The sequence below is a fragment of the Nocardioides aromaticivorans genome (assembly GCF_013408525.1).
Lineage (GTDB): Bacteria > Actinomycetota > Actinomycetes > Propionibacteriales > Nocardioidaceae > Nocardioides > Nocardioides aromaticivorans.
The window spans coordinates 4,968,522-4,992,472 of sequence record NZ_JACBZM010000001.1; the positions used below are offsets into that span (position 1 = coordinate 4,968,522).

The following is a 23,951-nucleotide window of genomic DNA, read 5'->3' on the forward strand; positions in this document are numbered from 1 at the left end:
CCTCGTCTCGCCTACGTGGGGGTGGGTCTCGAATGAAGAGCCGTCACTACTTTGCACAGGGGGTACGGCAGCGGGAAGGACACACTCCGCTGTGGTGGCCGGTCGCGCTCGCGACACTGATGCTCCACCCGTATGTCGTCCTGCTCCTGGACGGCACCGGGGCGGATCCCGCTGCCCTCGCGGCGCACATCTGCATCGTCCTCGCGGATCTCGTCCTCCTCGGCAGCGCCCTGGTGCTCGCCGTCGACGCCCGCGCCGCCCACTGCGCCATGCGCGCCAACCTGGCCACGATCGCCACCCTGGTCGCGGTGCAGGACCTGCCCCTGGCGATCATCGCGGTCGCGGACCCGACACGCAGCGGCTACGCGCACCGGATCACCTCCGGACACCTGATGACCGTGCTGGTGGTGGGGCTGCTCGTCCGCGCCGGTGGCCGGAGCGGGCGCCCGCCCCGGAGCAACCCCCTCGTGGCCGGCCTCGTGCTCGGGCTGCTGACACTCGCGGTGCGGCTGGTGCTGCTGATGACCGACGCCACGCCGTACCTGCGGGTCGGCGACCTCTTCGACGCGGCGCTCCTGGCCACGATCAGCCTGTTCACCGCGGCAGTCTGCATCGGGCTGATGCGCTCGCCGCTGCCGCCGTCGGCGTCGAGCAGGATCAGCATCGGTGTCGCGTCGCTCTTCATGGCGCGCCTGTGGGCATCGGTGACCGAAGCCCCCCTCCCGCCGTTCGTCTCGATCGTGGGCGTCACCCTCTCGAGCGCGATCCTCGCGACCACGTCGATCGCGCTGCTGCTCGAGACGCTGCGGCTGCGGGAGGTCCGTGAGCAGGACCTGCGGCAGCGCGCGGCCATCGCCGAGGCCACCGTGCGGCACGACCGCGAGGTCGTCCACGAGGTCCGTGCCGCCACCGCCGGGATCGTCGCGGGCGTCCACCTGCTGGCCAACGACCGGCTCCCCCCGGGACCGCGGCGCCGGGCGCTCCAGCACATGGTCGACGTCGAGGCGGCCCGGCTGGATCGGCGCATGTCGCACGCCGAGGTCCAGGAGATCACCGTCCTCGACCTGGACGACCTGATCGCCCCGCTGGTCACCGCCCACGCCGCGCAGGGCCACGAGGTGCTGTGGACGGCGTCCGGCCTGCAGGCCGTCGGCCGGTACGACTCCGTCACGGAGATCGTCAACGTGCTCCTCGTCAACGCCGCCCGGCACGCGACGGGGCGGGACACCGCGATCCATGCTGCCTGCACCGGCGACCTCGTCGAGATCTGGGTCTCCGACCGCGGTCCCGGCCTGGCGCCCGACGTCCGCGACCGTCTCTTCGAGTGGGGGGCCCGCACGGCGGACTCGCCCGGTCAGGGCATCGGCCTCCAGCGCGCCCGCCGACTGGCGCAGGAGATCGGGGGCGACCTGCGCCACGTGGAACCCGGGACACCGGGTGCCGGCACGTCCTTCGTCGTCTCCCTCCGCGCTCCCGCACGCGCGACCGAACGCAGACCACGTCTCGGCCAGGCTGTCGGGATGACGGGATGACGGCGGCCGGCCTCGAGACTCGTGTCACGATCATCGACGACCATGCTCTGTTCGCGGAGTCGGTGGCCATCACCCTCGAGGCGGACGGCTACCACGTCCGGAGGATCGACCTGACGACGCCGCACGCCACCCTCGCCAGCGTCCTCGCAGCAGCGCTGCGCGGGCGGCCACGGGTCGTCCTGCTCGATCTCGAGCTCGGGCAGGTCGGCGACGGGATGCGGCTCATCACTCCCCTGGCCGGAGCCGGCATCGTCGTCATCGTCGTGACCGGCAGCGTCGAGCGGACCTGGCGCGGGGAGTGCGTACGACGCGGCGCCAGCGCCGTGCTGGCCAAGACCAGCCCGCTCGAGGACGTCATCACCATCGTGCGCCGCGCCCGCGACGGCCTCCCGCTGATGACACGCGAGGAGCGCCACCACCTCCTGGCCGAAGCAGTCAACGGGCACGAGGAGGATCGCGAGATCCGGGCCCGCCTGGAGCGCCTGACCCGGCGCGAGATGGAGGTCCTGGGCTCCCTGATGCGAGGCGCCCAGGTGCGGGAGATCGCCCGCGAGAGCGTGGTGTCGGAGGCGACGGTCCGGACCCAGGTGAAGGCGATCCTGGCCAAGCTCGAGCTGAGCTCGCAGCTGGCCGCCGTCGGTGCCGCCTACCGCGTCGGCTGGCGGCCTCCGGGCGACTAGGCGTGTCGCGCCACTCCTGGCACCGCGGTCACCTTCCCGCATTTCGGGCATGCGGGTGCCCCCTCCGAATCCTAGGGTCGGAGCGCGCCCATCACTCGTTCCCACGGAGCTCCCCATGCGACTGCTGCTGGTCTCCTCGTCGGGAGGACACCTCGCCCAGCTGATGTGCCTGCGCTCGTGGTGGGAGAAGCACGACCGTCACTGGGTGACCTTCAACACCGAGGACGCGGTCGCCAAGCTCCAGGGCGAGGACGTGACCTGGGCGCACCACCCCACCACGCGCAACGCGAAGAACCTCCTGCGCAACGCAGTGCAGGCGCGGCGCGTGCTGAGCCTGACCCATCCGGACGTGATCGTGTCGACTGGCGCGGCCGTCGCCGTTCCCTACTTCTGGATGCACAGCCGGCAGCGCAGCTCCACGGTCTACCTCGAGGTCTACGACCGGGTCGAGACGCCCACGCTGACCGGGCGGCTGTGCCGGCCCGCGACGGACCTGTTCCTGGTCCAGTGGCAGGAGCAGCAGCACCTCTACCGCTCGTCGGTCGTCGTCGGGGAGCTGTGGTGATGTCCGCGCGTCCGCTCGTCGCCGTCGTCGTCGGCACGGACCACCACCCGTTCGACCGGCTCGTCGGGTGGGCCGCCCGGCTCCATGCCGAGGGCCGCTACCGGTTCCACGTGCAGCACGGCTCGACGCCGCTGCCCGAGGGCCTGCCCGGGAGCCGGATGCTCGACTCGACGGAGCTGGTCTCGCTCCTCGACTGCGCCGACGCCGTGGTGACCCACGCCGGTCCCGGAAGCATCATGGACGCGCGCGACCGCGGCCACGTCCCCGTCGTGGTCCCGCGTGACCCGCGGCTCGGCGAGCACGTCGACGACCACCAGCTCCGGTTCGCCCGGTTCCTGGGCGCCCGCGGCGTGGTCACGACCGCCCACGACATCGACCAGCTCGCCGCGCGACTGCACCTCGCCGCCCTGGCGGGACATTCGGTGCCGGCGCGGCGCAGGGACTCCCCGACCCTTGCCCGGTTCGAAGCGATGATCGAGGAGCTGGTTCGCAAGTGACCGTCGTCGAGGCCCGCGCCCTTGCGATGCCCGCGACCGCCGGGCGCGAACGGATGGCGCCGGTCGTGCACCGGGCGAGCCGGATGATCGCTGCCGGGGACGGCGCTGCCGCCGTCCTGGTCGCGGCGACCGCGAACGCCGCGCCCGTCGGCCTGCCCGCCGACGTCGGCGCGGTGTTCGTGCTGATCTGGCTCGTCACCGTCGCCGCGACGGGTGACTACCGGCTCCCCGGCACCCTGCCCGTGCGGGCGCGCCGGGTCGGGCTGGCCGCCCTCGTGGTGCCGACGCTCGTCGTCTTGGCCACGAGCCTCGCCCACCGCCCGCTGCACGCCGTCACGACGACGGCCCTGTGCTTCGCCGCGGCGTGCCTGGGGATGGTCTGCCGCGCGTGCCTGGCCTCGGCCGCCCGGCACGGGTTCCCGCTGGCCGGTCTCGTCCACCGCGTCGTCGTCGCCGGGTCCAGCGACAGCATCGCGAGCCTGCTCGCGCAGCTCGGCGAGGCCGACGCGGGCCGCTTCCAGGTCGTCGGCACCTGCGTCGCCGACGACGGCGCGTGCGCGGACTCGCCGGGACCCGTGACCCACGGGCTGCTGACCTGCACCGGACTCGCCCGCGCCTGCGACGCCGACGCCGTGATCGTGGCGCCGGACTCGTCGCTCAGCACGGCGGACCTCCGACGCTTCCAGTGGGCGCTCGACGAGGCGAGGCTGGAGAGCTTCGTCTGGACCGGCGTCCCGGCGCCGGCGTACGGACGCACCTCGCTCGACCGCGCCGCGCTCGCGCTGCTGCACGTGCGGCGCCCCCGGCGCTTCGGCGCGTCGCACGTGGTGAAGCTGGCCCTCGACCGCGCGGTCGCCCTGGTCGCGCTGGTGCTGCTCGCTCCGTTGGTCGCGGCACTCGCGCTCGCCGTGCGGCTGGACTCGGCAGGGCCGGCCTTCTACCGCCACACCCGGGTCGGCAAGGAAGACACCCGCTTCACGATGTGGAAGCTGCGCACGATGACCGTCCACGCCGACGCCGGGCAGGTGACGCTGGACCACGCCAACCAGGCCAGTGGTCCCCTCTTCAAGGTGCACGACGATCCCCGGGTGACCCGGATCGGACGGTGGTTGCGCCGCACCTCCCTCGACGAGCTGCCGCAGCTGCTCAACGTGCTGTGCGGCCAGATGTCGCTCATCGGTCCGCGGCCGGCCCTGCCCAGCGAGGTGGACCGCTACCACCCCGACGTCCGGCACCGGCTCGCCGTGCACCCCGGGATCACCGGACTGTGGCAGGTCTCGGGACGGTCGGACCTGTCCTGGGAGGAGTCGGTCCGCCTCGACCAGCAGTACGTCGACGAATGGTCGCTGCTGCTCGACGCACGGATCCTGGTGCGCACCGTCGGCGCCGTGTGCCGCGGTGGCGGCGCGTACTGACGAACGGTGCGAAAGTCACCCAAATTCGGGCATTCGCCGCGGCTCGTGGCGATGTCAGATGGAGCCGTGACGGCACGCAAGGCGCTCCTCTCCCTCCTCCTCGGCACCGCACTCGCGACGAGCCTGCTGGTTCCTGCGGCCTCGTCCCCGGCGTCGACCCCGGCGCGGGTCGCTGCGGTCGCCGCCCAGCCACCCGCCGCTGCCCAGACGGGCCGCATCGTCGACGACGACCCGGCGGGCTTCACGCCCCACGTCATGGACGGCGCCGTGTACTCGATGACGAGGATCGGCGACCTGATCGTGGTCGGCGGCAGCTTCACCAGGGTGCGCAACGCGGGCTCGTCGACCGACATCCCGCGGCGGAACCTCTTCGCGTTCAACGCCGCCACGGGCCAGGTCAGCACGTCGTTCGCCCCTGATCCCACCGGCACGGTCTACGCCCTGGAGCCCTCGGCCGACCAGCAGTCCGTCTACATCGGCGGCAGCTTCAGCTCCGCGACGTCGGCCGGCTCGGCGGTGAGCGTCAGCAACCTGTTCCGGGCCGACATCGTCACCGGCAACCGCATCCCGCAGTTCCAGACCGGCAGGCTGAACGGGTCCGTGCGCGACCTCGCCCTGAGCGGGAACCGCCTGTGGATCTCCGGCAAGTTCACCCACGTCCAGGGCACGGCACGCCGCGCGCTCGCGACCGTGAACGCCTCGACCGGCGCCCTCGATCCGTACTACGACCGGGTGATCGCCGGCGTTCACCGGGCCGGCTCGGTGACCAACGTGCTGCAGATCGCGATCAGTCCCGACGATGCGCGGCTGGTGGCGATCGGGAACTTCGACACCGTGGACGGCGTCCGGCGTCACCAGCTCGCCGTGCTCGACCTCGGCCCCGGCGCCGCGACCCTCGCCGACTACCGCACCACCCTGTACGAGTCGGCCTGCAGCTCGTCCTTCGAGACCTACCTGACCGACGTCGACTGGAGCCCGGACGGCACGTTCTTCATCGTGTCGACGACGGGCGCCTACGGCGGCTACTCCGCGAGCATGGCCGGCACGAGCGGGTGCGACGTCGTTGCCCGGTTCGAGCGCGGGGCCAGCGGCAGTGCCGTGACGCCGACCTGGACCGCCTACACGGGCGGCGACACGACCTGGTCCGTCGAGGTCACCGACGACGTCGTGTACGCCGGGGGCCACCAGCGCTGGCAGAACAACCCGGGGCGCGGCGACGCCGCCGACGAGGGCGCGGTGTCGCGCCCGGGCATCGCTGCGCTGAGCACGCACAACGGCCTGCCGTACTCGTGGAACCCGACCCGCACCCTCGGCGTCGGCGTGCGCGACATGGTCGCGACCGACCAGGGCCTCTTCGTCGGCTCGGACACCGACGTCTTCGCCGGCGAGACCCACCGGAAGGTCGCGTTCCTGCCCCTGTCGACCGGCAACCGGCTGCCGGCCCGCCGGGACGGCACCCTGCCCGGTGAGGTCTACCGGGTCGCGACCGCGCAGTCGCAGCTGCTGCGGCGCAGCTTCGACGGCAGCCAGGTGACGGCGTCGAGCGACGCCCCGAACGGGACCGGCTGGGGCACCGTGGTCGGTGCGTTCATGGTCAACGGGGACCTCTACACGGCGTACGGCAACCGGACCCTGACCCGCCGCTCCTTCGACGGCACGACGTACGGCGCACCGGTCACGATCAACACGGCGGACCAGATCGTCTACCAGGACGACTGGCACAACGGTGACGTCCCGCTGGTCACCACCCTCTTCTACGACCGGGGGTGGATGTACTTCACCAAGCTGGGCTCGAACCGGCTGTTCCGTCGCTCCTTCGAGACGGAGTCGGGTGTGGTCGGGCAGCAGCGCTTCTCCGTGGACTCGGTGCCCGGGGTGGCCTACGGCACGATGCGCGGCGCCTTCGTGGCCGACGGCCAGCTCTACTTCGCCTCGAGCGACGGCTCCCTCAACCGGGCCACGTGGGGCATCCACGGCGCCCTGGCGGGGACGAGCACGACCATCGCACCCAGCGGATCCGGATGGTCCTCGCGCGCCATGTTCCTCTTCCAGGGCGCCGCTCAGCCGTAGGCCGAGCCGGTCTGCGGCGAGCTCTTGATCGGCCGCAGGTTGGCTGCGGGGAGCCACTCCATGACCATCCGGCCCTCACGGTCGGCGTACATGACGTAGCCCTCCCAGCCCTTGTCGCCGGAGCGCCACTCGAGCACCAGCCCGGCGAGCTCGGTCGGCACGAAGGCCGGCCTCACCCATACGTGCCGAACCCCCGCCATGCGTCACAGAATAGAACATGTGTTCGAATGACGGGAAGGGGGCCGCGGGTCAGTTGCGGCGGTCGGCCGGGTCCGCCAGCGGGTCGTCCAGGACGTCGGTCGGCGTGGGAGAGTCCTCCGCCACCGGTCGCGGGTACGACGGCGAGCGGGTCGCCGTGGGGGCGGGCGCCGAGCCCTTCGAGCGCTTGGCGAACGCGAAGGCGGCCGCGGCGATCGCGGCGAGGCCGCCGGCGAGCAGCAGCTTGCGCCCGCGGTGGCTCCGCTGCGTCGGGAGGTGGTCGGCGACGCTGGCCGGGAGCCGGTCGACGACGGTGTCCGGCACGCGCTCGGCGGCGGCGTGGACGGCCGACCCGACCTTGGGCACCACGACCGTCTCGACGATGCCGCGAAGGTCGTCGGCGACGTCCTTGAGGTCGTGGGCGAGGCCCTGGGCGAGGTCTTGGGTGGCGTTCTTGCTCATGTCGATCCTCCTGCGTGGGTTCAGGTTCGCCAGAGCGGTACCCGAAGCGCGGAGGTCAACCCTGCCGGTGGTCGACGGTGCGGAGGTCAGCTGGCGACCAGGCCCGGGTCGTTCGAGCACTCGTTGCAGCGCGTGCGGCGCTCGTCGAGCTCCGGCGGCTCACCGAGCAGCCGGCGGTACCACCGCGTCTGCTCGGTCCGACGAAAGCAGCGAGGGCACCAGTCGTGCCTGACCCACGGTCCGTAGTCCTTCCCCATGGCCCTCAGCATGGTGGGTGCGGACCCCCGTTGTCGCGGACCGAAGGTCCTGGTGACCGCGTGGCGGGCAAGTGTGCACGATCGTCGGCACCCCGGGTAGTCCGGGTGAGCCATCGGTCCCGGCCGGGGTCCCGCCCCGGTCCGCGCTCAGTCCTCGTCGGCCGCGAAGTCCTCGTTGTGGGTCCCCGGGCGCGGCGCCCAGGGCAGCTCCTTGGCCGGCCGTACGACGACCAGCCGGTCGCCGCGCGCGAGCAGGGTCACGACCGGGTCGAAGTAACGGTAGACCTTCTCGTCGCGCACGACCGCGATCACCTGGTCCGGCAGCGACTGCGGCGGCATGCCGACCTCGTTGACGAGGAGCTCGCGCTCGGCGACCTCCAGGCCCTCGCCGTAGGTGAGCAGGTCCTCCATCACCGTGCCGAGGGTCGGCGACAGCGTGGAGAGGCCCAGCAGGCGGCCGACGGCGTCGGAGGAGGTGATGACCGAGTCGGCGCCGGACTGGCGCATGAGCGGGGCGTTCTCCTGCTCGCTGACCGCCGCGACGATCCAGGCGTCCGGGTTGAGCTGGCGCACGGTCAGCGCGGCGAGCACGTTGGAGTCGTCGCGCCCGGTCGTGATGATCACCTGGTCGGCGTCGGCCACCCCGGCGCGCTGCAGGACGCCGCGGCGGGTGGCATCGCCCGTGATCACGGCGAGCTGGTCGGCGTGCGCGTCGGCCAGCGCGACCGGGCTCGGGTCGACCACGACCACGTGCTCGCGGTCGAGGCCGTTGTTGACCAGCGTCTCCACGGCGCTGCGGCCCTTGGTGCCGTAGCCGATCACCACCACGTGGTGTCCCATCTGCTTCCTCCATCGGGCGATGCGGAAAAGTTCGCGCCCGCGCTGCGCGAGCACCTCGAGCGTCGTACCGATCAACAGCACGAGGAAGGCGATGCGGGCCGGGGTGATGATGAACGCGTTGACCAGTCGCGCCGGGTCGCTGACCGGCGAGATGTCCCCGTAGCCGGTCGTGCTCAGCGTGACGGTCGTGTAGTAGATCGCGTCGACCAGCGAGACCGTGCCGAACGGGTCGTCGGCGGTGGCGTCACCGGAGTCGCGGTAGCCCTCGCGGTCGAAGTAGACGAGCATCACGGTGCCGACGAGGATCGCCAGCGCCGCGAGCAGCCGCCGGCCCAGCTCCCACCACGGCGAGCGGATCCGCTCGGGCAGCGCGACCCGGCCCACCGAGGGGCTGTTCGCCGGCGCTCCTGTCTGGTCACCCACGGCCCGGAACCTACTCCACCCGGCTGGCCGCCCCGGATACCGGCGTCGCGAGCGGCGTTTCGGGCCGATCTGGCAAGGCGGCGGCGCGACCGCATGCTGGGCGCACGTCGAGCGTCGCCAACGCGGCCAGATCGAGTCCGAGGCGCCGCGCAGCAGGCGGGATCCGGGGTGGCCTGCCGTCAGTCCGTGGGGCGGCGCAGGAGGCGGGCCATCAGCTCCCGGCGCGCCCGCTGCGTGGTCTCCTGCGGGAAGACCTCGTCGAAGGCGGCGTTGACGCCGGCCCCGATCAGCACGGCCAGCGCGGCGATGTAGAGCCAGATCAGGATGGCGATCGGCGCGGCCAGCGGGCCGTAGATCGAGTGCGAGTCCTGCGCGGTCACGGTGAGCACCCAGCGCAGCAGGTAGGAGCCGCCGATCCAGCTGATCAGCGAGAAGGTGGCGCCGGGCAGGTTGAAGCTCCAGTTGGTCCGCACCGGCACCGACACGTGGTAGAGCGTGGCGAGGAAGCAGATGCAGATCACCACGATCAGCGGCCAGTAGAAGCCCATCAGGAACTCGGCGCGGTTCGGCAGCCACGAGCGCACCAGCTTGGGTCCGGCGACCACGAGCGGCAGCGTGATCGCCCCGGTGATGACGGCGAGGATGTAGAGCACGAAGGCCAGCGCGCGGGTCTTGACGATCCCCCGGTGCCCGCCGAGCCCGTGCATGATCGTGATGGTGTCGACGAAGACGTTGAGCGCGCGGGACCCCGACCAGAGCGCGAGCACGAAGCCGAGCGAGATCACGTCGAAGCGGCCGCCCTCGAGCACGTCGTTCATCGTCGGCACGATCACCCGGTTGACCGCCGTGTCGGTGAGGAAGGCCGAGAAGAGGTCGATGACGGCGCGGCGCACCTCCTCGACCTGGGCGGCCGTGAAGTGCTCGGTGACGTAGCCGACACCGCCGGCGAGCGCGAAGATCAGCGGCGGCACCGACAGGACGGCGAAGAAGGCCCCCTCGGCGGCCAGCCCCGTGACCCGGTAGCGCAGGCAGGAGCTGACCGTGGTCACGATCAGCCGCCACACGAGGTGGAAGAACCGTCGTACCGGCCCCGGGAGACGGTCCACGGCGTTGCGGAGGTACGACGGCCGGGCCTGGGTCCCCGGATCGTCCGCCATGGCCCTCACGCTATCTGCCGCAAGACCCTGACCGAGGCATCCCGAGCGGCCTAGAGTCGGGTGATCTGCATCGCTCAGCTCGGGTTCACGCTCCGGAGGACGCCGTGCACGACCGCTCCGCCCTCGGCCCCGCCGATGTCTCCGACGCCACGCTCGCGGCCATGGTCGCCACCCTGTACGACGCCGGCGACGCCTCCGTCACCGTGCTGCGCTCACAGGCGGTGCAGGTCGACTACGAGCTGCCGGCGATCACGACCGGCGGGCGGTGGTGGGTGCGGGGCACGGCATCGATCGACGGCCACGAGCGGGACTTCACGCTGTTCGTGAAGCACGTGCACGAGTGGTCACGCTCGCCCTTCTTCGAGATGGTGCCGCCGGAGGTGCGCGAGTGGGCCGCAGGGATGGTGCCGTGGCGCACGGAGGGCGCGGTCTACCGCGCCGGCCTCGGCGACCTGCTGCCCGAGGGACTGGCGATGCCGCGGGCGGTCGGCATCCACGAGATCGACGACCGGGCGTACGCCGTGTGGCTGGAGGTGGTGCCCACGGTCGAGGTGGCGTGGGACCTCGACCGCTACCGGCGGGCGGCCCACCTGCTCGGGCGGTTCGCCGCCCGTCCGGGCATCCGCGCCCTGGCCCGGATCGGCAGCCGGGAGTGGGACGTGCGCAGCTACGTCGACGGCCGGCTGGGCCACCAGGTGCTGCCGATCCTCGGCGACGAGGGCATCTGGCGGCACCCGCTCGTCGCGGGGACGTTCGTGGACCTCCGTCCACGGCTGCTGGCCGCGGTCGACCGGCTGCCGGAGCTGACCGACGAGCTGCTCGCCCTGCCGGAGCTCGTCGGCCACGGGGACGCCTGCCCCAACAACCTGCTGGTGCGCCCGGACCGGGACGGCTTCACGATGATCGACTTCGGGTTCTTCATGGCGCTGCCCGTCGGCTTCGACCTGGGCCAGCTCCTCGTCGGCGAGGTCCAGCTCGGACGGGGCGACGGGAGCGACCTCGCCGAGCGCGGCGAGGCCTGCCTGGCGTCGTACGTCGACGGGCTGGCCGCCGAGGGGCTGGAGCTCGACCTCGCGACCGTCCGCCGCGCCCACGCCCTGCACCTGCTGGTGTTCAGCGGTCTCTCGGCGATCCCGTTCGAGCACCTCGACGCCGAGCCCACGGACGCGCTGCGGGCGATGGCGGCCACCAGGGCCGCCATCGCCCGCCATGCGCTGGACCTCGTCGATCAGACCGGCTGAGGCTCCTTGGCGAGCCGGTCCCCCGGCTCCGGCGCGGCGGCCGGCTGGTGGTCGTCGACCATCGTGGTCTCGTCGAACGGGTCCTCGCCGGACAGGGCGCGCTCCATCTGCGCCCGGTCGATGCTGCCGGTCCAGTGGCCCACCAGCACGGTGCCGACGGCGTTGCCGGCGAAGTTGGTCAGGGCGCGGGCCTCGGACATGAACCGGTCGATGCCGACGATCAGGCCGACGCCGTCGACGAGCTCCGGGCGGTGCGACTGCAGGCCGCCGGCGAGGACCGCCATGCCCGAGCCGGTGACGCCCGCGGCGCCCTTGGCGGCGATCATCATGAACAGCAGCAGCGAGACCTGCTCACCGATGGCCAGCGGGCTCCCGACGGCCTCGGCGATGAAGATCGACGCCATGGTCAGGTAGATCGCGGTGCCGTCGAGGTTGAACGAGTACCCGGTGGGGACGACCACGCCGACGGTGGTCTTGTCGACACCGGCGTGCTCGAGCTTCGCGATCGCCCGCGGCAGGGCCGACTCGGAGGACGAGGTGGCCAGGATCAGGAGGAACTCGCGGCCCAGGTAGCGCAGCAGCGCGAAGATGTTGATGCCGGTCGTGAGTTTGAGCAGGGCGCCCAGGACGACGAATACGAAGAGCACGCAGGTGACGTAGAAGCCGATCATCAGCACGGCGAGGCTCTTCAGCGCGTCCGCGCCGCCGGTGCCGACCACGGCGGCCATCGCACCGAAGGCGCCGACCGGCGCGGCCCACATGATCATGCCGAGCAGGCGGAAGACGAGGCGCTGCAGGTGGCCGACGACCGTGAGCACCGGGGCACCGGACGCCCCCATCCGCTGGAGGGCGAAGCCGACGAGGAGCGCGACGAGCAGGGTCTGCAGCACGCTGCCGCTGGTCAGCGAGCTGAACAGCGAGTCGGGGATGATCCCCAGCAGGAAGGCCGTCGTGTCGGAGTGGCCCTCCGCGGCCTTCTCCTGCGCGATCGCCGCACCGTCGGCGGTGACGTGCAGGCCGTCGCCCGGGTGGAGGAAGTTGCCGACGACCATGCCGATGGTCAGGGCGACCGTCGACATCACCATGAAGTAGACGAGCGCCAGGCCACCGACCCGGCCGACCTTGGCGGCGCTGGCCACCGAGCCGACACCGAGCACGATCGTGCAGAAGATGATCGGCTGGATCATCATCTTGATCAGGTTGACGAAGCCCTCGCCGAGCGGCTTGAGCTCGACCGCGAATGTCGGGAAGAGCAGCCCCGTCGCGATGCCGAGCAGCACCGCGCCGATGACGGCGAGGTAGAGGTAGTGGGTGGCGCGCGAGCCGTGCTTCGGCTGCGTCCCTGTGCTGGTGGTGCTCATGGGGTCCTCCTGGTCCGGTCCGTTCCGGGTGCCCCGGTGGGGCGTCCTCGCCAACTCTCGGCCCGGAGGTGACGGTCGTCACCGTTGTGTTCGTTGTGTTCGTGGCCTGCGTCACATCCGCGGTCCTCCGGTGGGCGAGAATGGCGCCGTGCCCCGCCCCCGCCTGCTCCGCGACCGCCCGGTCGCGCGCCAGGTGCTGCTCCTCCAGGTCGGCACGGTGCTGCTGCTCGTCGTCACGGGGATCCTGATGGCGTCGTACGACGCCCGGCGGGACTCGCGCAGCCGGGCCACCCAGCGCGTGGTGGCCGTCGCCCTCACCGTCGCGGACTCCCCCACCGTCCGCGCCGCGCTGCGCAGCGACGACCCGACCGCGACCCTCCAGCCGTGGGCCGAGGAGGTCCGCCGCGACACCGACACCGACTTCGTGGTGGTGATGGACCTCGACCGCACCCGCTACACGCACCCCGACCCGAGCCTGATCGGCGGCAAGTTCGTCGGCGACCTCGGCGACGCACCCGAGGGCGGGATCTTCACCCAGCAGTACAAGGGCTCGCTCGGCCCGTCGGTCCGCTCGGTCGTCCCGGTCGAGGACGACGGTCGTGTGGTGGCGCTGGTGTCGGTCGGGATCACCGTCAGCGACATCAACCGCGGGCTCAAGCGCGACGTCAGCATCGTGGTCCTGTGCGGCGTCCTCGTGCTGCTCGCCGGGATGGCCGGTGCCTGGCTGCTCAGTCGCCGGCTGCACCGGCTGACCCACGGCATGGGCGAGCAGGAGCTGGCCCGGATGTACGAGTACTACTCCGCCGTCCTGCACTCCGTCCGGGAGGGCCTGCTGCTCCTCGACGGCGAGGGGCGGGTCCAGCTGGTCAACGACGAGGCCCGGCGCCTGCTCGCGCTGCCCGACGACGTGGTCGGCACCCGGATCGAGGACCTCGGCCTCGCGCCGGCGCTGGTCGCCGCCGCCCGCGGGCGCACCGCCGAGTCCGACGACCTCTACCTCGCCGGCGAGCGGATCCTCGTCGTCTCCTCCGCCCCGGCGCAGTGGGAGGGCCGCGACGTCGGCGCCGTCGTGACCCTGCGCGACCACACCGAGCTGCGCTCGGTCACCGGCGAGCTCGAGGTCGTGCGCCGCCTCACGGAGTCGCTCCGCTCGCAGAACCACGAGTCGGCCAACCGCCTGCACACGGTGGTCTCCCTCATCGAGATGGGCCGGACCGAGGAGGCGGTCGCGTTCGCCACCGACGAGCTGCAGGTGGCCCAGCTGCTGACCGACCAGGTGGTCGGCGCCGTCGACGACCCCGTCGTCGCGGCCCTGCTGCTCGGCAAGTCCGCGGAGGCCGCCGAGCGGGGCGTCGAGCTGCGCATCGTCGGGGAGCTGCCGTCCGGCACCGGCATCGCGCCGCGCGACCTGGTGACCGTGCTCGGCAACCTCGTCGACAACGCCCTCGACGCCGTCGCCGAGGCCGATCCCCGGGTGGTCGAGGTCCGGCTCTCCGGCGACGAGCGCTCGGTCACGATCACCGTCGGCGACAGCGGTCCGGGCCTCGACGACGACGCCTCCGCCCGTGTGCTCGACCGGGGCTGGACCACGAAGGCCGAGCCGGGCACCGGTCGCGGCCTCGGGCTGGCCCTCGTCGGACAGGTCGCCCGCCGCCACGACGGCGAGATCGTCGTCGGCCGCTCGCCCCTCGGCGGCGCCGCGTTCACCGTGACCCTGGCCCTCACCCCGGCGGAGGCAGGACGGTGAGCGTCCGGGTGCTCGTCGTCGAGGACGAGGCGCTGGCCGCCGAGGCGCACGCGGCCTATGTCGGCCGGGTCCCCGGCTTCGCCCTCGCCGGCGTCGCCCGGTCGGCGCGGGAGGCGGTCCGCGCGCTCGACGCGGCCCGAGAGGCCGGCACCCCGGTCGACCTCGTCCTGCTCGACATGAACCTGCCCGACGGGCACGGGCTCGGGCTGCTCAACGGGCTGCGTGCCGCCGGGCACCTGTGCGACGTGATCGCGGTGACGGCGGCGCGGGACACGCGGGTGGTGCGGCAGGCCGTCGTACAGGGGGTGGTGCTGTACCTGCTCAAGCCGTTCACGTTCGCCACCTTCCGCGCGAAGCTCGAGCAGTACGCCGAGTACCGCGCCCGGCTCGACGCCGCCCCGGACGAGGTGGTCCAGGACGAGGTCGACCAGCTGCTGGGGTCGCTGCGGCCGACGGGCAGCGCGCCGCTGCCGAAGGGCATGAGCGCGGAGACGCTGCGTGCGGTGACCGCGGCGCTGCGCGAGGCGGAGCACGACCTGTCCGCGAGCGAGGTCGCCGCCGTCGTCGGCGCCTCCCGGGTGACCGCGCGGCGCTACCTCGAGCACCTGGCGGACCAGGGCCTGGCCGCGCGCGGGGTCCGGTACGGACCCAGCGGCGGCCGGCCCGAGGTCAGCTACAGCTGGAGGTAGGTCAGCAACGCGCGGCAGCGCGGCGGGAGCCGTCGCCAGGCAGCTTGCTGCCCGCCCTGCGGCGGAGCCGCGCTCGCGCCATCAAGAAAGGTCGAGGCCCGGGTAGAGCGGGTGCTTGTCGAGCAGCTCGGCCGACGCGGCACGGACCTTGTCGGCCACGCCCTCGCCCAGGACGTACGACGCCTTCGACGGGGCGCCCGCCGACGTCGTACCGGCCTCGGTGTTCTGCAGGACGTGGACGATCAGGTCGGCGACCTGGTCGAACTCGTCGACGCCGAAGCCGCGGCTGGTGAGCGCCGGGGTGCCGATCCGGATGCCGGAGGTGTACCAGGCGCCGTTGGGGTCGGACGGGACCGAGTTGCGGTTGGTCACGACGCCGGCGTCGAGCAGGGCGGACTCCGCCTGGCGGCCGGTGAGGCCGAACGACGAGACGTCGAGCAGCACGATGTGGTTGTCGGTGCCGTCGGTGACCAGCTTGGTGCCGCGCTTCATCAGGCCCTCGGCGAGCGCCTTGGCGTTGTCGGCGACGGCGTTGGCGTAGGTGCGGAACTCCGGCGTGCGCGCCTCGGCGAAGGCCACGGCCTTGGCGGCCATCACGTGCGACAGCGGGCCACCGAGGACCATCGGGCAGCCGCGGTCGACGCTCGGGGCGTACTCCTCGGTCGCGAGGATGAAGCCACCGCGCGGGCCGCGCAGCGACTTGTGCGACGTCGAGGTGACGATGTGGGCGTGCGGGACCGGGTCCTCGTCGCCGGTGAACACCTTGCCGGCGACCAGGCCGGCGAAGTGCGCCATGTCGACCATGAGGGTGGCGCCGACCTCGTCGGCGATCTCGCGCATCTTCGCGAAGTTCACGCGGCGGGGGTAGGCGGAGTAGCCGGCGACCAGGATGAGCGGCTTGAACTCCTTGGCCTTCGCGCGCAGGGCGTCGTAGTCGATGAGCCCGGTCTCGGGGTCGGTGCCGTACTGCTGCTGGTGGAACATCTTGCCGCTGATGTTCGGGCGGAAGCCGTGGGTGAGGTGGCCGCCGGTGTCGAGGCTCATGCCGAGCAGGCGCTGGTTGCCGAGCTCGTGGCGCAGCTTCTCCCAGTCGGCGTCGGAGAGGTCGTTCATGTTCTTCACGCCGGCGTCCTGCAGCCAGGGGCCCTCGACGCGGTGCGCCAGGATCGCCCAGTACGCCGTCAGGTTGGCGTCGATGCCGGAGTGCGGCTGCACGTAGGCGTACTCCGAGCCGAACAGCTCGCGCGCGTGCTCGGCGGCGAGCGCCTCGACGGTGTCGACGTTCTGGCAGCCGGCGTAGAACCGGTGGCCGACGGTGCCCTCGGCGTACTTGTCGCTGAACCAGGTGCCCATCGTGAGGAGCACGGCCGGCGAGGCGTAGTTCTCGCTCGCGATCAGCTTGAGCGATGCCCGCTGGTCGGCGAGCTCCTGGCGCGTGGCGTCGGCGATGCGGGGCTCGACGGACGCGATGACCTCGAGCGCCTGGCGGTAGGCGCTGCTGACGAGTTCGCCGTTGACGGAGTTGTCGCTCATGGGCGACAGCGTAGTGGGGCGCGCCGACCCCGGCGGCGCCCCGGGGTGCACCGCCGGGACTGGTGTGGTGAGAGGCGCCGCCTCGTGTGACGTGCGTCGCAGGTCCCGCGTGGCCACGGTGCGATCCGGGCCGTGCATTCCATATTCCGAGACGGATGTCCACATCATGAGATTCAGATTTGGTGGCGGGCAGTCCGAAGGATGAGACTCGTTGACATGGTCACCGCTGCCACCCATGCGCACCTCGTGGTACGACGCCACGTGGACTTCGGGCGCACGCGCAGCATGATGTGTTGGCCCCGCTGACGCCGCCGCCGCATCCACCCGAGCCGCGCGCCTGACTCCCCGGCGCGCCCATCAGCGAAGGACCTCCTCTCCGCATGCCCGACCTGCGCTTCAAGCCCGAACGAGCCAAGCACACCGAGATCCCGCGCCCCAAGCGCGCCGAGGGTCAGTGGGCGCTCGGCTACACCGAGCCGCTCAACAAGAACGAGCAGTCGAAGAAGGACGACGACCCGCTCAACGTGCGGGACCGGATCCTCTACATCTACTCCAAGCGCGGCTTCGACTCGATCGACCCCGCCGACCTGCGCGGCCGCTTCCGCTGGATGGGCCTCTACACCCAGCGCAAGCCCGGCATCGACGGTGGACGGACCGGCTCGATGGAGGAGGAGGAGCTGGACGACCGCTACTTCATGCTGCGGGTCCGCTCCGACGGCAAGCTGCTCTCCCCCGCCGCCGTGCGTGCCCTCGGCCAGATCGGCGTCGACTTCGCCCGCGACACCGCCGACGTGACCGACCGCGAGAACATCCAGTACCACTGGATCGAGATCGAGAACGTCCCGGAGATCTGGGAGCGCCTCGACGCGGCCGGCCTGCACTCGCTCGAGGCCTGCGGCGACTCGCCCCGCCCGTTCCTGGGCTCGCCGGTCGCCGGCGTCGCCAAGGACGAGATCATCGACGGCACCTCGGCGCTGGAGGAGATCGAGCGGCGCTACCTGAACAACAAGGACTTCTCGAACTTCCCGCGGAAGTTCAAGACCGCGCTCACCGGCCACCCCAGCCACGACGTCTCCCCCGAGACCAACGACGTCTCCTTCGTCGGCACCGTGCACCCGGAGCTCGGCCCCGGCTTCGACGTCTGGGTCGGCGGCGGCCTGTCCACCAACCCGATGCTCGCCCAGAAGCTCGGCGTCTGGATCCCGCTCGACGAGGTCCCCGACGTGTGGGCCGGTGTCGCCGGCATCTTCCGCGACTACGGCTACCGCCGCCTCCGCTCGCGGGCCCGCCTGAAGTTCCTGGTCGCCGACTGGGGTGTCGAGAAGTTCCGCGAGGTCCTCGAGAACGAGTACCTCGGCAAGAAGCTCGAGACCCTCGCCTCGCCCGAGTCGCCGGTCGGCCACCGCGACCACATCGGCGTGCACGAGCAGAAGGACGGCAAGTTCTACGTCGGCGTCGCGCCGACCGCCGGCCGGGTCTCCGGCACGCTGCTGGTGCAGCTGGCCGACCTGCTCGAGGAGTACGGCGTCACGGGCGCCCGCCTCACGCCGTACCAGAAGATCGTGCTGATCGGCGTCGACGGCGGCGTCGTCGACGCACTGCTCGACCGCCTCGACGAGATCGGCCTCAGCGGCCGCCCCTCCGCCTGGCGGCGCAACACGATGGCCTGCACCGGCATCGAGTTCTGCAAGCTGGCGATCGTCGACACGAAGAACCGTGCGCGCGACCTGGTCGACGAGCTCGAGAAGCGCTTCCCGGAGCTCGACACCCCGATCACGATCAACGTCAACGGCTGCCCCAACGCCTGCGCCCGGACCCAGGTCGCCGACTTCGGCCTCAAGGGCCAGCTCGTCGTCGACGAGAACGGCGAGCAGGTCGAGGGCTTCCAGGTGCACCTCGGTGGTGCGATCGGCCTGCGGGCGAACTTCGGTCGCAAGCTGCGCGCCCACAAGGTCACCAGCAAGGGCCTGGACGACTACATCACCTCGGTCGTGACGAACTACCTGGCCGACCGCGCCGAGGGCGAGGCCTTCGACGCGTGGGTGCACCGCGCCGACGAGGACCTGCTGCGCGGCGACAGGACGCTCGAGTCGAGGACGCTGGAGTCGGTCTGATGTCGGAGGAGTCGGTGTCGTCGCGGGCAGTTCCCTACCACTGCCCCTACTGCGGCGAGACCGACCTCTGGCCGCACGAGCCGACCGGCTGGGAATGCCGGGGGTGCCGCCGGGCCTTCCAGGTCCAGCTGCTCGGACTCACGTCCGTCGCCCCCACCCGAACCACTGACGCTGAAGAAGGAGGTGCCTGATGACTGCTCCCACGACCGCTGCCGCCCGGAGCTTCCGCGGCACCCACACCGAGGGCCGCTCCGCCGAGGAGCTGCGCGAACTGGTCTCCCACTGGGGCGCCGAGCTGGAGCTCGCACCCGCCGAGGTGATCATCGAGTGGGCCGCCGCCACGTTCGGCGAGCGCTTCTGCATCACCTCCTCGATGGGTGACGCCGTGCTGGCGCACCTCGCGGAGAAGGTCGTCCCCGGAGTCGACGTCGTCTTCCTCGACACCGGCTACCACTTCGTCGAGACCATCGGCACCCGCGACGCGGTGCAGGCCACGATGAACGTCAACCTGATCTCGATCACCCCGGTGCAGTCGGTCGCCGAGCAGGACGCCGAGTACGGCCCCGAGCTCTACAAGCGCGACCCCGACCTGTGCTGCGCCCTGCGCAAGGTCAAGCCGCTGGCCGACTCGCTCGCCAAGTACGACGCGTGGGCGACCGGGCTGCGCCGGGCGGAGACGCACAACCGGGTGATCGCGCCGGTGATCGGCTGGGACGCCAAGAAGCAGAAGGTCAAGGTCTCCCCCATCGCCCGCTGGAGCGACGAGCAGGTCGAGCGCTATATCGCCGAGAACGGCGTGCTGGTCAACCCGCTCGTCTACGACGGCTACCCGTCCATCGGCTGCGCGCCGTGCACCCGCCGGGTCGCCCCCGGCGAGGACCCGCGCAGCGGCCGCTGGGCCGGCACCAACAAGACCGAGTGCGGCATCCACTCATGACAAGGACGTCATCGGACCGCACCAGGCCCACCCTCCGGGACGAAAGGGGTAACTCCTGATGGCTGCTCCCGCACTCATCGCCCTGGCCCACGGCAGCCGCGACCCGCGTTCGGCCGCCACGATCACGGCGCTCGTCGACGCGACGAAGGCGCTGCGACCGGACCTGCGCATCGAGAAGGCCTTCCTCGACCTCTCCAAGCCGGGCTTCCACACGGTCGTGGACCGGCTGGTCAAGGCCGGCTTCGACGAGATCGTCGTCGTACCGCTCCTGCTGGTCGAGGCGTTCCACGCGAAGGTCGACGTCCCCGAGATGATCGCCGAGGCGACCACGCGCCACCCCGGCCTGCAGATCCGCGCGACCGAGGTGCTCGGCCTCGAGGCCCGCTTCCTCGAGGTGCTCGACGAGCGCCTGCGCGAGGCCCTGCGCGCCGCCCGGATCCGTGAGCTCGACGCCCTCGTCCTGGCCGCGGCCGGCACCAGCGACCCGCTGGCCAACCAGGCGGTCGCCCGCCTCGCCCGGCTCTGGGGAACCCACCACCGCCTGCCCGTGACGGCGGCGTACGCGACCAGCGCCCCGCCGGCCACCGGCGAGGCCGTGCGCGCCTTCCGCGCCGAGGGCCGCCGGCACATCGCCGTCGCCTCGCTGTTCCTGGCTCCCGGCAGCCTCGTCGACCGGGCCTCCGAGCTCGCGCTCGAGGCCGGCGCCGTCGCGGTGTCCGAGCCGCTGGGCGCGCACCCCGAGATCGCCCGCACGATCCTCGCCCGCTACGCGGTGGGTGCGGTCGAGCTCGTCCCGGTCTGAGGGAGTTTCACCGGCCGGCCGGTGAAACTCACGCTTGGACGACGAAGGTTCGTCGTCCAAGCGTGAGTTTCGTCGTCCAACCCCTCACAGGACCAGCATCTCCAGAAGGTGCTCGAGCGTCCGGGCCGGGTCCGCGGTGACGCCACCGTGGACCGGCCCCGGCTGCAGAACCGTGCTGCGCGGCGCCTTGAGGAAGCCGAAGCGCGTGCTCGCGTCGTCGCGGGCCTCACGGCTCCCGTAGGCGGTCGCGCGCACGCCGACGCCGAAGCCGGTGTGCGCCTCGCCGCTGCACACCCGCTCGATCGCGGCCAGGGCCGCCTCGATCGACGCGATGTCGACCTCCGCGTCGAGGGCGCGGATCCGGTCCGCGTCCACCGACGAGCGCACGCCCAGGAAGTCGGCGTCCGGGCAGTGCACGACGACGCCCACGTTGACGAACTCCTCGCGCTCGACGCGCGGGACGCAGCGGAGCGTGACGTACTGGTAGGGCTGGTACGACGTCACGCGCCCGCCTCGGCCCTGACCTCGGGAAGCCACGGGCGTCCGCCGTCGCGACGCGCGGCGAGGAAGGCCACGTAGCGCTCGCGGAGCGCGTCGGGCGTCTCGGCTCCCGGGACCGGCTCCAGCCAGTCGTCGCTCACGTCGGCCAGCACGGCGGCGAGCGCCGTGTCGGTCAGCCGCGCGGCCAGGCCGGCGTCCTGCGCGCGGGCCTCCTCGGCGTACCCACGGAGGATGTGCTCGCTCGTGTCATAGGGCTGGCGGGCGAAGCGCTCCGGGTCGCCGGGGCCGCCCGACCACGAGTGGTGGAAGTAGAGCGACGCGCCGTGGTCGATGGCCTGGAGCGTCCCGCGCCACACCAGCAGGTTGGGGTTGCGCCAGCTCCGGTCGACATTGGCCGTGAACGCGTCGAGCCAGAGCACACGACCCGCGAGCTCGGGGTCGGGCTCGGTGGACGGGTCGTAGCCGAAGGAGCCCGGGAGGAAGTCGATGCCGAGGTTGAGCCCGGCACTGGCGTTGAGCAGGTCCTGGACCTCCTCGTCGGCCTCGTAGCGGGCGATGTCGGGGTCGACGTCGAGCACCACCTGGTCGGGCGTCGGGATGTCGAGCAGGCGGGCCAAGCCCGCGACGATGACCTCGGCGACGAGCACACGTGGACCCTGGCCGGCGCCGCGGAACTTGCAGACGTAGGTGCCGAGGTCGTCGGCCTCGACGATGCCCGGCAGGCTGCCGCCCTCGCGCAGGGGCGTGACGTAGCGGGTGACCCGGACCTGGGGCAGGCCGGTCGTCGACGCTGTGCTCACAGGGGCTTCTCGTCGAGGAGGCGCTGCTTCTCGTGCTCGACGTCGAAGTCCGCCTCGGGCCACGACAGGTCGAAGGCGCGCAGCGCGTCGAGCAGCAGGGTGCCGATGGCGAGGTTGCGGTACCACTTCCGGTCGGCGGGGATCACGTGCCACGGCGCGATGTCGGTGTTGGTCCGCTCGATGGCGAGCTCGTAGGCCTCCTGGTACGCCGGCCACAGCTCGCGCTCGTCGACGTCACCAGGGTTGTACTTCCAGTGCTTCGTCGGGTCGTCGAGGCGCGCCAGCAGGCGCTCCTTCTGCTCGGCCGCCGAGATGTGCAGCATGCACTTGATGATGGTCGTGCCCTGCTCGACCAGGTCGGCCTCCCAGTCGTTGATCGCCTGGTAGCGCCGGCGGATCTCGTCGGGCGGGGCCAGCTCGCGCACCCGCGCGATCAGCACGTCCTCGTAGTGCGAGCGGTCGAAGACGCCGACGAGTCCCTCGGGAGGCAGCGCCTTGGTGATCCGCCAGAGGAAGTCGTGCTTCCGCTCCTCCTCGGTCGGGGCCTTGAACGACGTGATCCGCACACCCTGCGGGTCCATCAGGCCGACCGTTGAGCGGAGCGTCCCGCCCTTGCCGGAGGTGTCCATGCCCTGGAGCACGAGCAGGATCGAGCGGCGGCCGTCGGCCGTGCCGTCGGCGAACAGCCGCTCCTGCAGCTCCTCCAGCACGGGGGCCAGCTCCTGCAGCGCCTTCTCACCGTCGCCCTTGTCGCCGTCGAAGCCCGGCGTGGCGTCGGTCTCGACGGCCGACAGGTCGATCGGTCCGGGCGCGACGCGGAGGGGCGAGGTGAGGTCCGAGAGCGGGAAGGCGGCCATGACGAAACCCTAGTGGGGGGTCAGTGGGCCAGGCCGCCCCGCCGGTCGACCAGCGGCGGCGTCGACGACCACGGGAAGTCGATCCAGGCACCGGTACGACGCCACACGTACTCCGCGTTGATGACCGTCCACGGCTTCTCGTAGATCACCGCGGTGCGCGCCTCGGCGACGTGGTCGGCGAAGAAGTCGCGGACCACCTCGAGCGTCTTGCCCGTGTCCGCGACGTCGTCGGCGATGAGCACCTTCATGCCGGTGAGGTCGATGGCGGCCGGGGTGGGCGGCAGCATCATCGGCACGTCGAGGCGCTCGTTGACGCCGGTGTAGAACTCCACGTTGACCGCGGAGAGGTTCTTCACGTCCAGCGCGTAGCCCAGGCCCATCGCGAGGCCGAGGCCACCGCGGGCGATCGCGAGGACGATGTCGGGCTCGAAACCGTCGTCGACGACCTGCTGGGCGAGGTCGCGAACGGCAGTGCCGAACAGCTCGTAGGTCAGGACTTCCCGCTCGGGGGCGGGCGCGGCGTCGGAGGTCACGGCCACATTCTGCGCCACCGGTCCGCGAACGTCAGCAGCCAGCCGTCAGTCGCTGTCGTCCTGCAGCGCGAGCTCCTGGCGGACCACGGCGTAGGCCAGACCGGAGGAGTACCCCTTGCGCGCCAGCATCCCGACCAGCCGCCGCGCGGCGACCTGCCCGTCGACGCCGCGCATGCTGCGGAGCTTGCGCTGCACCAGCACCCGCGCCGTTGCCTCCTCGTCGCCGGGGTCGACCTCGGCGAGCACCGCCTTCGCGGTCTCGTCGGCGATGCCCTTGCGCCGCAGCTCGACCGCCAGGGCCGTCCGGCCGAGCCCGCGGGTGCGCTGGCGGCTGTCGACCCAGGAGCGGGCGAACGCCTCGTCGTCGACGAGCCCGACCTCCTCGAACCGGTCGAGCAGCCGGGTCGCGACCTCCTCGGGGACGTCACGGCGCGCGAGCCGCTCCTCCAGCTCGTGGCGGCTGCGCGCCTGCACGCTCAGCTGGTCGAGCAGGATCTTGCGCGCGACCGACTCGGGGTCGGCGTCCTCCCCCGGCCGGTCGACCGGGGGCTCCTCTGCCTTCCTCATCTCGCGTCTCCTGTCGGTTCGTCCTGGGGTCCTGGTGCGTCAGGGTCCGTCCGGGCGCCTCAGGCGCCTCCCGGGCTGGGCCGCGCGGCTCGGAGCGGGGACCCCGCCGTCGGCGCCTGCCGTGCTGCGTGACGCGAGCGTGCCGCACACGCCGACGGCACCCCGACATCGCC

Annotated in this window: 24 protein-coding genes; 12 read left to right on the forward strand and 12 right to left on the reverse strand. The window is 72.0% G+C overall.

Annotation, left to right across the window (positions count from 1 at the left end; translation table 11 throughout):
- Positions 1 to 119 precede the first annotated feature (119 nt).
- The 6 genes from BJ993_RS23865 to BJ993_RS23890 all read left to right on the forward strand — a co-directional run bounded on the left by BJ993_RS23865 (position 120) and on the right by BJ993_RS23890 (position 6,759).
- Complete coding sequence (locus BJ993_RS23865) at positions 120 to 1,532, forward strand: sensor histidine kinase (RefSeq protein ID WP_179651722.1); 1,413 nt, start codon at positions 120 to 122, stop codon at positions 1,530 to 1,532.
- Positions 1,529 to 2,212, forward strand: coding sequence for a response regulator (locus tag BJ993_RS23870; protein WP_036544920.1), 684 nt, complete (start codon positions 1,529 to 1,531; stop codon positions 2,210 to 2,212). Before BJ993_RS23865 ends, BJ993_RS23870 begins: the two co-directional genes overlap by 4 nt.
- A gap of 115 nt (positions 2,213 to 2,327) precedes the next feature.
- The gene (locus BJ993_RS23875) at positions 2,328 to 2,777 is read left to right on the forward strand and encodes a polysaccharide biosynthesis protein (RefSeq protein ID WP_036544917.1); all 450 of its coding nucleotides are present in this window, start codon (positions 2,328 to 2,330) and stop codon (positions 2,775 to 2,777) included.
- Complete coding sequence (locus tag BJ993_RS23880; RefSeq protein ID WP_179651725.1) at positions 2,777 to 3,274, forward strand: glycosyltransferase; 498 nt, start codon at positions 2,777 to 2,779, stop codon at positions 3,272 to 3,274. Before BJ993_RS23875 ends, BJ993_RS23880 begins: the two co-directional genes overlap by 1 nt.
- Entirely contained in the window at positions 3,271 to 4,689 is a 1,419-nt protein-coding gene (locus BJ993_RS23885; protein ID WP_179651727.1) for an exopolysaccharide biosynthesis polyprenyl glycosylphosphotransferase, read from the forward strand. Before BJ993_RS23880 ends, BJ993_RS23885 begins: the two co-directional genes overlap by 4 nt.
- Positions 4,690 to 4,755: 66 nt before the next feature.
- Positions 4,756 to 6,759 (forward strand): hypothetical protein, encoded by a 2,004-nt coding sequence (locus BJ993_RS23890; protein WP_179651729.1) that lies wholly within the window; start codon positions 4,756 to 4,758, stop codon positions 6,757 to 6,759.
- Here BJ993_RS23890 and BJ993_RS23895 read toward each other — a convergent pair.
- From BJ993_RS23895 to BJ993_RS23915, 5 genes are all read right to left on the reverse strand, one after another.
- Positions 6,750 to 6,920, reverse strand: a complete 171-nt coding sequence (locus tag BJ993_RS23895) for a hypothetical protein (protein ID WP_179651731.1) — start codon at positions 6,918 to 6,920, stop codon at positions 6,750 to 6,752. The genes BJ993_RS23890 and BJ993_RS23895 overlap by 10 nt on opposite strands.
- Positions 6,921 to 7,008: 88 nt before the next feature.
- Positions 7,009 to 7,419 (reverse strand): hypothetical protein, encoded by a 411-nt coding sequence (locus BJ993_RS23900; RefSeq protein ID WP_179651733.1) that lies wholly within the window; start codon positions 7,417 to 7,419, stop codon positions 7,009 to 7,011.
- Between the two features lie 86 nt (positions 7,420 to 7,505).
- Positions 7,506 to 7,676 carry a hypothetical protein gene (locus BJ993_RS23905; RefSeq protein WP_179651735.1) on the reverse strand — a complete coding sequence of 57 codons (171 nt, stop codon included), beginning with the start codon at positions 7,674 to 7,676 and terminating at the stop codon, positions 7,506 to 7,508.
- A gap of 147 nt (positions 7,677 to 7,823) precedes the next feature.
- Positions 7,824 to 8,939: a potassium channel family protein gene (locus BJ993_RS23910; RefSeq protein ID WP_051932199.1), complete on the reverse strand. Its 1,116-nt coding sequence runs from the start codon at positions 8,937 to 8,939 to the stop codon at positions 7,824 to 7,826.
- A 179-nt stretch (positions 8,940 to 9,118) separates the two neighbouring features.
- Positions 9,119 to 10,096, reverse strand: coding sequence for a YihY/virulence factor BrkB family protein (locus BJ993_RS23915; RefSeq protein WP_179651737.1), 978 nt, complete (start codon positions 10,094 to 10,096; stop codon positions 9,119 to 9,121).
- Positions 10,097 to 10,200: 104 nt separating this feature from the next.
- Between BJ993_RS23915 and BJ993_RS23920 the strand changes: the two genes are divergently transcribed.
- Positions 10,201 to 11,337, forward strand: a complete 1,137-nt coding sequence (locus tag BJ993_RS23920; RefSeq protein WP_179651739.1) for a phosphotransferase — start codon at positions 10,201 to 10,203, stop codon at positions 11,335 to 11,337.
- On the opposite strand, the gene BJ993_RS23925 is transcribed toward BJ993_RS23920, so the two are convergent.
- Positions 11,325 to 12,698 carry a cation:dicarboxylate symporter family transporter gene (locus tag BJ993_RS23925; RefSeq protein WP_179651741.1) on the reverse strand — a complete coding sequence of 458 codons (1,374 nt, stop codon included), beginning with the start codon at positions 12,696 to 12,698 and terminating at the stop codon, positions 11,325 to 11,327. The two genes, BJ993_RS23920 and BJ993_RS23925, sit on opposite strands and share 13 nt — an antisense overlap.
- A 148-nt stretch (positions 12,699 to 12,846) precedes the next feature.
- Between BJ993_RS23925 and BJ993_RS23930 the strand changes: the two genes are divergently transcribed.
- The gene (locus tag BJ993_RS23930; protein WP_308645698.1) at positions 12,847 to 14,445 is read left to right on the forward strand and encodes a sensor histidine kinase; all 1,599 of its coding nucleotides are present in this window, start codon (positions 12,847 to 12,849) and stop codon (positions 14,443 to 14,445) included.
- Entirely contained in the window at positions 14,442 to 15,134 is a 693-nt protein-coding gene (locus BJ993_RS23935) for a response regulator (protein WP_036544909.1), read from the forward strand. The genes BJ993_RS23930 and BJ993_RS23935 overlap by 4 nt, the downstream gene beginning before the upstream one ends.
- Before the next feature lie 81 nt (positions 15,135 to 15,215).
- Here BJ993_RS23935 and BJ993_RS23940 read toward each other — a convergent pair whose 3' ends face one another.
- On the reverse strand, positions 15,216 to 16,667 hold the full coding sequence (locus BJ993_RS23940; RefSeq protein ID WP_179651745.1) for a glycine hydroxymethyltransferase: 1,452 nt from the start codon (positions 16,665 to 16,667) through the stop codon (positions 15,216 to 15,218).
- 380 nt (positions 16,668 to 17,047) lie between these two features.
- Between BJ993_RS23940 and BJ993_RS23945 the strand changes: the two genes are divergently transcribed.
- The 3 genes from BJ993_RS23945 to BJ993_RS23955 all read left to right on the forward strand — a co-directional run bounded on the left by BJ993_RS23945 (position 17,048) and on the right by BJ993_RS23955 (position 20,520).
- A complete protein-coding gene (locus tag BJ993_RS23945) occupies positions 17,048 to 18,781 on the forward strand; it encodes a nitrite/sulfite reductase (RefSeq protein WP_179651747.1) in 1,734 nt (577 codons plus the stop codon).
- A gap of 190 nt (positions 18,782 to 18,971) precedes the next feature.
- The gene (locus BJ993_RS23950; protein WP_179651749.1) at positions 18,972 to 19,718 is read left to right on the forward strand and encodes a phosphoadenylyl-sulfate reductase; all 747 of its coding nucleotides are present in this window, start codon (positions 18,972 to 18,974) and stop codon (positions 19,716 to 19,718) included.
- A gap of 58 nt (positions 19,719 to 19,776) precedes the next feature.
- On the forward strand, positions 19,777 to 20,520 hold the full coding sequence (locus tag BJ993_RS23955) for a sirohydrochlorin chelatase (protein ID WP_036544903.1): 744 nt from the start codon (positions 19,777 to 19,779) through the stop codon (positions 20,518 to 20,520).
- Between the two features lie 84 nt (positions 20,521 to 20,604).
- Here BJ993_RS23955 and BJ993_RS23960 read toward each other — a convergent pair whose 3' ends face one another.
- From BJ993_RS23960 to BJ993_RS23980, 5 genes are read right to left on the reverse strand one after another with little or no spacing between them, the layout of a single operon-like run.
- The gene (locus BJ993_RS23960) at positions 20,605 to 21,024 is read right to left on the reverse strand and encodes a DUF3037 domain-containing protein (protein WP_179651751.1); all 420 of its coding nucleotides are present in this window, start codon (positions 21,022 to 21,024) and stop codon (positions 20,605 to 20,607) included.
- Complete coding sequence (locus BJ993_RS23965; RefSeq protein WP_308645699.1) at positions 21,021 to 21,821, reverse strand: HipA family kinase; 801 nt, start codon at positions 21,819 to 21,821, stop codon at positions 21,021 to 21,023. Before BJ993_RS23965 ends, BJ993_RS23960 begins: the two co-directional genes overlap by 4 nt.
- Entirely contained in the window at positions 21,818 to 22,678 is an 861-nt protein-coding gene (locus BJ993_RS23970; protein WP_179651753.1) for a polyphosphate kinase 2 family protein, read from the reverse strand. The genes BJ993_RS23965 and BJ993_RS23970 overlap by 4 nt, the downstream gene beginning before the upstream one ends.
- Positions 22,679 to 22,698: 20 nt before the next feature.
- A complete protein-coding gene (locus BJ993_RS23975; RefSeq protein WP_179651755.1) occupies positions 22,699 to 23,211 on the reverse strand; it encodes a phosphoribosyltransferase in 513 nt (170 codons plus the stop codon).
- 45 nt (positions 23,212 to 23,256) lie between these two features.
- Positions 23,257 to 23,778, reverse strand: a complete 522-nt coding sequence (locus BJ993_RS23980; protein ID WP_179651757.1) for a regulatory protein RecX — start codon at positions 23,776 to 23,778, stop codon at positions 23,257 to 23,259.
- Positions 23,779 to 23,951 lie beyond the last annotated feature (173 nt).

Bases quoted from the DNA above. Each gene is read 5' to 3' on its own strand.
- BJ993_RS23940 (WP_179651745.1), bottom strand. From the start codon at position 16,667: ATGAGCGACAACTCCGTCAACGGCGAACTCGTCAGCAGCGCCTACCGC.
- BJ993_RS23905 (WP_179651735.1), bottom strand. From the start codon at position 7,676: ATGGGGAAGGACTACGGACCGTGGGTCAGGCACGACTGGTGCCCTCGC.
- BJ993_RS23870 (WP_036544920.1), top strand. From the start codon at position 1,529: ATGACGGCGGCCGGCCTCGAGACTCGTGTCACGATCATCGACGACCAT.
- BJ993_RS23875 (WP_036544917.1), top strand. From the start codon at position 2,328: ATGCGACTGCTGCTGGTCTCCTCGTCGGGAGGACACCTCGCCCAGCTG.
- BJ993_RS23880 (WP_179651725.1), top strand. From the start codon at position 2,777: ATGTCCGCGCGTCCGCTCGTCGCCGTCGTCGTCGGCACGGACCACCAC.
- BJ993_RS23915 (WP_179651737.1), bottom strand. From the start codon at position 10,096: ATGGCGGACGATCCGGGGACCCAGGCCCGGCCGTCGTACCTCCGCAAC.
- BJ993_RS23980 (WP_179651757.1), bottom strand. From the start codon at position 23,778: ATGAGGAAGGCAGAGGAGCCCCCGGTCGACCGGCCGGGGGAGGACGCC.
- BJ993_RS23900 (WP_179651733.1), bottom strand. From the start codon at position 7,419: ATGAGCAAGAACGCCACCCAAGACCTCGCCCAGGGCCTCGCCCACGAC.
- BJ993_RS23970 (WP_179651753.1), bottom strand. From the start codon at position 22,678: ATGGCCGCCTTCCCGCTCTCGGACCTCACCTCGCCCCTCCGCGTCGCG.
- BJ993_RS23955 (WP_036544903.1), top strand. From the start codon at position 19,777: ATGGCTGCTCCCGCACTCATCGCCCTGGCCCACGGCAGCCGCGACCCG.
- BJ993_RS23945 (WP_179651747.1), top strand. From the start codon at position 17,048: ATGCCCGACCTGCGCTTCAAGCCCGAACGAGCCAAGCACACCGAGATC.
- BJ993_RS23865 (WP_179651722.1), top strand. From the start codon at position 120: ATGCTCCACCCGTATGTCGTCCTGCTCCTGGACGGCACCGGGGCGGAT.
- BJ993_RS23925 (WP_179651741.1), bottom strand. From the start codon at position 12,698: ATGAGCACCACCAGCACAGGGACGCAGCCGAAGCACGGCTCGCGCGCC.
- BJ993_RS23950 (WP_179651749.1), top strand. From the start codon at position 18,972: ATGACTGCTCCCACGACCGCTGCCGCCCGGAGCTTCCGCGGCACCCAC.